This is a genomic window from Clostridium sp. (assembly GCF_036639235.1).
Taxonomy (GTDB): Bacteria; Bacillota; Clostridia; order Clostridiales; family Caloramatoraceae; genus Clostridium_AB.
In genome coordinates, this window is the sequence record NZ_JAVWJB010000059.1 from 1 (window position 1) to 6,627 (window position 6,627).

Annotated in this window: 6 protein-coding genes and 1 pseudogene; all 7 read left to right on the top strand. The window is 32.9% G+C overall.

What is annotated here, in order from left to right; genetic code table 11:
• Positions 1-599: pseudogene (locus tag RR539_RS09835) on the top strand (carbamoyl-phosphate synthase large subunit); the annotation flags it as partial.
• A gap of 148 nt (positions 600-747) precedes the next feature.
• Positions 748-1,260 carry a hypothetical protein gene (locus RR539_RS09840; RefSeq protein WP_332474606.1) on the top strand — a complete coding sequence of 171 codons (513 nt, stop codon included), beginning with the start codon at positions 748-750 and terminating at the stop codon, positions 1,258-1,260.
• Between the two features lie 254 nt (positions 1,261-1,514).
• Positions 1,515-3,122, top strand: coding sequence for a nitrite/sulfite reductase (locus RR539_RS09845; protein ID WP_332474607.1), 1,608 nt, complete (start codon positions 1,515-1,517; stop codon positions 3,120-3,122).
• Between the two features lie 9 nt (positions 3,123-3,131).
• Positions 3,132-3,728, top strand: coding sequence for an adenylyl-sulfate kinase (gene cysC / locus RR539_RS09850; protein ID WP_332483750.1), 597 nt, complete (start codon positions 3,132-3,134; stop codon positions 3,726-3,728).
• Positions 3,712-5,382, top strand: coding sequence for an adenylyl-sulfate reductase subunit alpha (locus RR539_RS09855; protein ID WP_332483749.1), 1,671 nt, complete (start codon positions 3,712-3,714; stop codon positions 5,380-5,382). The genes cysC and RR539_RS09855 overlap by 17 nt, the downstream gene beginning before the upstream one ends.
• Positions 5,372-5,674 carry an indolepyruvate ferredoxin oxidoreductase subunit alpha gene (locus RR539_RS09860; RefSeq protein WP_332474987.1) on the top strand — a complete coding sequence of 101 codons (303 nt, stop codon included), beginning with the start codon at positions 5,372-5,374 and terminating at the stop codon, positions 5,672-5,674. Before RR539_RS09855 ends, RR539_RS09860 begins: the two co-directional genes overlap by 11 nt.
• A 54-nt stretch (positions 5,675-5,728) precedes the next feature.
• The coding region (locus RR539_RS09865) for an aliphatic sulfonate ABC transporter substrate-binding protein (RefSeq protein WP_332483748.1) at positions 5,729-6,627 on the top strand (899 nt) is incomplete at its 3' end.

A 6,627-nucleotide genomic window follows, 5' to 3' on the forward strand; every position in this document is an offset into this window, starting at 1 on the left:
AGAAGCTTACTGAATCAGAATACGGAACAGGAACACTTCCACACAAGAACTTCTACGCAGTTAAGGTTCCAGTATTCTCAACTGAAAAGCTTTCAGATGTTGATACATTCCTAGGGCCAGAAATGAAGTCAACAGGTGAAGTATTAGGACTAGATACTGACCTTGATATGGCACTACTTAAGGGATTTGTAGGAGCAGGAATTAAAGTTCCAACAGATGGTACAGTATATGTATCACTAAGAAATGTAGACAAGGTAGAGGGAATTCAAGTTACTAAGGCATACATTGAAAAAGGATTTAAGGTTGTATCTTCAGAGGGAACTGGTGAAGTTCTTAAGGAGAATGGAATTGAATCAGAGGTTGTAGACTTTAGTGGATTCATGAAGCGTATGTCTAAGGGAGAAATTGATATAATAATCAACACTCCAACACAAGGAAACAACAATTCTAAGGAAGGCTTTAAGATTAGACGTAAGGCAGCAGAGTTTAAGGTTCCAGTGTTTACTTCAATAGATACAGCAAATGCATTTATAACAGCTATTGAAGCAACTAACAAGGAAATGACATATAACACAATGAAAGACTATCTAAGCTTATAATAAATAGCTAACTATTACTTTATATATATATTCATAGCCCCGAGGGTAAGAAATTATCCTTGGGGTTTTCCCTATTTAAAAAGGATTATGGTAAAGTAGGAGTAAAATATAGTATTATATATGTAGAAAATATTTAGGAGGGAATATAATGAAAATATTACTTTGTATAGATGATACAGATTCAATAATAAGTAATTCTACCACTGAAAAGGTAGCTAACTATATAATAAAGAATATACACTACAATAAGTATGGAACTGCAGGAAATATGACAAAGCATAGATTACTTCAGTCTAAGGATGTTACATATACAAGGGATAACTGTGCATACTGCATTGAAGCAGATGTTTATGAGGATATGTATATGGAAGTTATTAAGGATGCAGAGGAATTGATAAGTGAGAATATGGCTGAAGGGTCAAGTCCTGGTATATGCGTTATTATGCTTGATAAGGTATTTAACAGGGAAGAATTAATTCAGTTTGGAAAAGATGCTAAGGTAAGCTTAATGAGAAAAACAGATGCATCATCTCTTGCGTTAAGAAGTGGTTTATACCTAAAGGAAAGAGGGGGAGATGGAAGTGGAATCATTGGAGCCCTTGCAGGTCTTACTCTAAGACTTAGCGGGGAAGATGGTAAGCCTTGTAATATAGAGGAATAATAGTTATATATAATAATGAAATAATAAACAATAGTTTGTAATAATAGACCGGATTAATATGCGCATTAGTCTGGTCTTTTTATATGCATTTTTTTATAAAATATACGTTATATTTTGGAGAAAAATTAATTAATATATTGTAAATATGATAAAAATTTATAAAGTATATATTGACTTATTTAGTTTAAAATGGTAAATTCAATAAAAGTTATTATATTTATCCTATTGGAATACTAGGAAATGGAGGGAAGGGTTTGATAGGTATTAAAGAATTTTATGATATTTTAGATGACTATACTTTAAATGATAATAAAGAAGAATTTACAAAATACGCTTCATCACTTGGTGTATATAGTGAGAGGGCAGAGGGTAAGTTTATGATTAGATATAAATTTACAGGTGGAATAGTATTACCTAGTGAATTAAGGGGAATTGCTAATATTTTAGATAAAATTGAATACGATAGTATACACTTTACAACAAGGCAGGATATTCAGTTTCACCACTTATCAGCTGACGAGTTAAAGTTTGTTATGGATAAATGTGAGAAGCTTAATATAACTTCACTTGGGTCTGGTGGTCCTACAACTAGAAATATACAAATATCCCCCCTAAGTGGAGTTGATGTTGATGAGAAGTATGATATAACAGACTATGTACTTAAGGGAAGTGAATATCTTTTGGAAGTAGACCCAGTATATACACTTCCAAAGAAGTATAAGATTAGTTTTTCGAATACCTATGAGGATACAGTTAATGCTACTGTTTCGGATCTTGGGTTTATAGCAGCTATTAAGGATGGTGAAAAAGGATTTGTAGTATATGGTGGAGGGGGAATGGGAATGATGCCATCTGTAGCTATTAAGCTTTATGATTTTGATAAGGCTGAGAATATAACCTACCATATGCTTGCAATGAGAAATATATTTAATGAACACGGTGAAAGAAAGATTAAGGCAAAGGCTAGAGTCCGTCATATACTTCAAAGACTTGGAGAGGATGAATTTAGAAGAATTTATATTAAGGAAGTTAATTCTTTGAAGAAAGAGCTTAACTTAAAGCTTAATATAACTGAAAATAAAAAACAATATGAGCTTAAGCCACTAACAGCTAAAAGAGAATATCCTTTAATTAAGTTTTCAAAGTTTAGAAGTATAATCTACAAGCAAAAGCAAAGTGGATATTACTCACTTTATATTCATCCTTATTTAGGAGATATGAGTAGAGAAAGTCTTACTCGATTATTAGATGTTGTAGAACTTCTAGACTATAGGGTAAGTATAAGACTTACTAATACCCAGGGATTCTATATTAGGGATATTAAGGAATATGATGTGGGAAAATTTATTCATGCAATAGATTATTATCCACAAAAAGTATTTTCATCAGTTGCTTGTACAGGTTCTACAACATGTAAAAAGGGAATACTTCACTCAAAGGAAATGCTAAACTCTATATTAAATAACCTTCAAAGTGAAAGGCATACTACATTAATTAACATACCAAAAATGCATATATCAGGATGTCCAAATTCTTGTGGACAGCACCAAATCGGAGTACTTGGGCTTTGCGGAAGGCTAAGAAAGAAGAAACTTGGACCTATGCCATACTATGGAATTTTTATAAATGGAAAACTATCAAAAAACACATCACTTGGATATGAAATAGGCGAATTACCAGGAAAGAAAATAATAGACTTTTTAAGGGAGGTATCCTTCTTAAAAAGAGAAAGTAAAATAAAAGAATTTGAGGTCTTCTTTAAAGAAAAGGAAGAGGATATTAAGAATATAATAACCACTTTAGGAGATATAGATGAGGAAGATGGGAATCTGTATTTAGACTATAAAAGTGACTTGGATTAGGAGGGTTATATGGAAAATATAATTACCCATGACTTTAAAATAGGTAGAAAGCATCGTGAGAAATTACTTTCTCAAAAATCTAAAATTATTTGGCTTACAGGATTATCAGGTTCAGGTAAATCAACAATAGCCAATGAACTTGAGATAGGTCTTATTAATAAGGGATACTTAACCTATATACTAGATGGGGATAGTGTTAGAAGTGGATTAAACTCTGATCTTAAATTTTCACTTCAGGATAGACATGAGAATATAAGAAGGGTTTCAGAGATTTTGAATATGCTACTAAATACTGGGATTATAGTTATAGCAACCTTTGTATCTCCAGTAATAAGTGATAGGGAAACTTTAAAGGAAAGATTTAAGGAGGACTTTATAGAGGTTTTTATAGATTGTACTGTTAGTGAATGTGAAAAACGTGATCCTAAGGGATTATATAGCAGGGCAAGAAATGGAGAGATTAAAAACTTTACAGGAATAGATTCACCCTATGAAAAGCCTATAAATCCAAGTTTAGTAATTAATACTACTAAGGTAAATGTTGATGAAAGCGTTGAAAAAATAATGGATTACCTAAATAGGAGAGGTGATGGTATTGAATGTTAAGGAAATAGACACAGATGTATTAATTATAGGTGCAGGAGCGGCAGGGTGCTACCTAGCAATAGAGCTTCTTGAAAAAAGTAATTTAAATATAACTATTGTTGATAAGGGATTTATAAAAAGAAGTGGATGCTTAGCAGCAGGAGTAAATGCACTTAATGCATATATAGTAGATGGTGAAACAGAAGAAGGGTATGTAGATTACGTTTCAAAGGAGTTTAAGGAAATTGTACGTGAGGATTTACTATTATCAGTAGCAAAGAACTTAAATGCAGTAACAAAAAAAATAGAGTCAATGGGACTTACGATTTTAAAGGATGAAAATGGCAACTACGTTTCAAGGGGTAAGAGGAGCATTAAGATAAACGGTGAAAATATTAAGCCGATTTTATATAACCGATTAAAAAGCTTGTCACCAAATATATTAGAAGGGGTTAATATTACTGACTATATATTAGAAGATAATGCTGTTTTAGGAGGAGTTGGGTTTTCCCTAAGGGAAGATATATCATACGTTATAAAGTCAAAGGTTACAGTATGTGCAACAGGTGGTGCATCAGGAATTTATAGGCCAACAAGAGATGGTAAGAATAAGCATAAAATGTGGTACAGTCCATTTAATACTGGGGCAGGATATAGTATGGGTATAAGAGCAGGAGCTGAGATGACTAGTCTTGAAATGAGATTTATTGCACTAAGGTGTAAAGATACAATAGCCCCTACAGGTACAATTGCACAGGGGATAGGAGCAAGGCAAGTTAACTTAAAAGGAGAGCATTATGCAGAAAAGTACGGTGAACCAACAACAGATATGAGGTTATATTCAACTATTCAGGAAAATAAGCTAGGAAATGGTCCATGCTATCTTGAAACAAAGGGGATTAGTGAAGATGCATCAAAGCAGCTTTTTAAGGCCTATCTTAATATGGCACCTATGCAGGTTTTAAAGTGGGTAGCAAGAGGTGAGAGTCCATCTACACATAATGTTGAAATAGATGGAACAGAACCCTATATAGTAGGGGGACATTCAGGGTCAGGCTACTGGGTAGATAATAACAGAAAAACCACTCTAAAGAATTTATATGCAATAGGAGATGTTTCAGGAGGAAGTCCTAAAAAGTATGTAACAGGGTGTTTTGCAGAGGGAAAAATTGCTTCAGAAAGCATAATCAAAGATATAGGAAAGATTCCAAGTACATTAAATAAAAGCTATAGATATTTAGTAGATAAATATGGGTATTTGTTAGAGGGGAGCAGCTCTCTTAAATTAATAGAAGAGGCTGAAAATAGAATGCAAAATATTATGGACTCACTAGCAGGCGGTAAAACAACACATTATGAATATAACGAAAAAGACTTAAACCTTGCAATTGTAAAGCTTAATGAACTTAGTTTAGAATTTGAAAGTCTTAGGGTAAGTTCTAAGCAGCATCTTCTATATTTGTTTGAAGTTAGGGATAGACTACTTCTTGCTAAGGGAGTTATTAACCATATGCTTGAGAGGAAAGAAACAAGGTGGAGAAGTTATGGCGAGTTTAAGGATTATCGGAATATAAGTGAAGAATTTAATATATATATTAACTCTATATATAGAAATAATAAGTTTCATATTATAAGGCGAAATCTTATAAAAAGGAATGATGAATATGTCTATTAGAATAAATAGGGAAAAGTGTACAGGGTGCACCAAGTGTACAAGGGTATGCCCAGGAAACCTAATATCTATAGATGGAAGGGTAGCTAAGATTAAGGAGAGTGATAATTGCTGGGGATGTAGTGGATGCGTTAAAGAGTGTCCATTTAAAGCCATAGAGCTTTGCTATGAAGATGAGGTAGGCAGTGCCTCACTAGTTGCAACATCACTTAGTAGGAAAATAGAATGGGATATAATGTCAAGGGGAGAAGTTATAAATATAATCACATTTAAAAAGCAATCTAATAGATATTAATTTACCTAAATTCCTATTAAAACAATAGTATTAATATATTTTGGAGGGATGACGTTGAAGAAATTAGTAATTATGGTACTAACATTAACGATTGGGTTAACACTTGTATCATGTACTACAAAAAAGGAGGAAACAAAGGAAGCAAAGGAAGTAAGAATAGGATTCTTTCCTAATATAACTCATTCACAGGCATTATACTCAAAGGCAACAGGAGAATTTGAAAAGAGTTTTGGAAATAGGGTAAAGGTGGATTATAAAACCTTTAATTCAGGACCATCTGAGGTAGAGGCAATGATTGCTAATGAATTAGATATTGGATATATAGGACCTGGTCCTGCAATTAATGCATTTGAAAAAACAAAGGGTGGTATAAGGATTTTATCAGGTGCAGCTGATGGAGGAGCTATTGTTGTAGCATTATCAAAGTCTAATATTAAAACAGTTAAGGATTTAGCTGGTAAAAAGGTATCTGTACCAGGACCTGGGAATACTCAGGATCTATGCCTTAGAGCACTTCTTAAGGAAAATGGGTTAAGTTCAACTAATAATGGAGGAAACGTAGAGGTTATTAAGGCTAATAATCAGGATGTTAAAGCCCTTTTAGATAAAGGAAGTATAGATGCTGCTATAGTTCCAGAACCATGGGGGTCATTATTAGAAATAGAATCAGATGCGAGGGTTATTGTTGAAAGCAATAAGGTTTATAACGATGGGGATTACCCTGTAGCACTTGTAATGGTAAGAGAAAAGTTTGTTAAGAGTAATCCGGAGCTTGTTGAAAAGTTCTTAAAGGCTCATATTTTATCAACTGAAAAGATTAAGTCTAATCAAGGTGAGGCTATAAAAATTATTAATGATGAGCTGAAAAAACTTACTAAAAAGCCACTTGATGAAAAGATTTTAGAAAAATCATTTGGAAGAATTAAATTTGTAAATGATATTAATTTAGATGT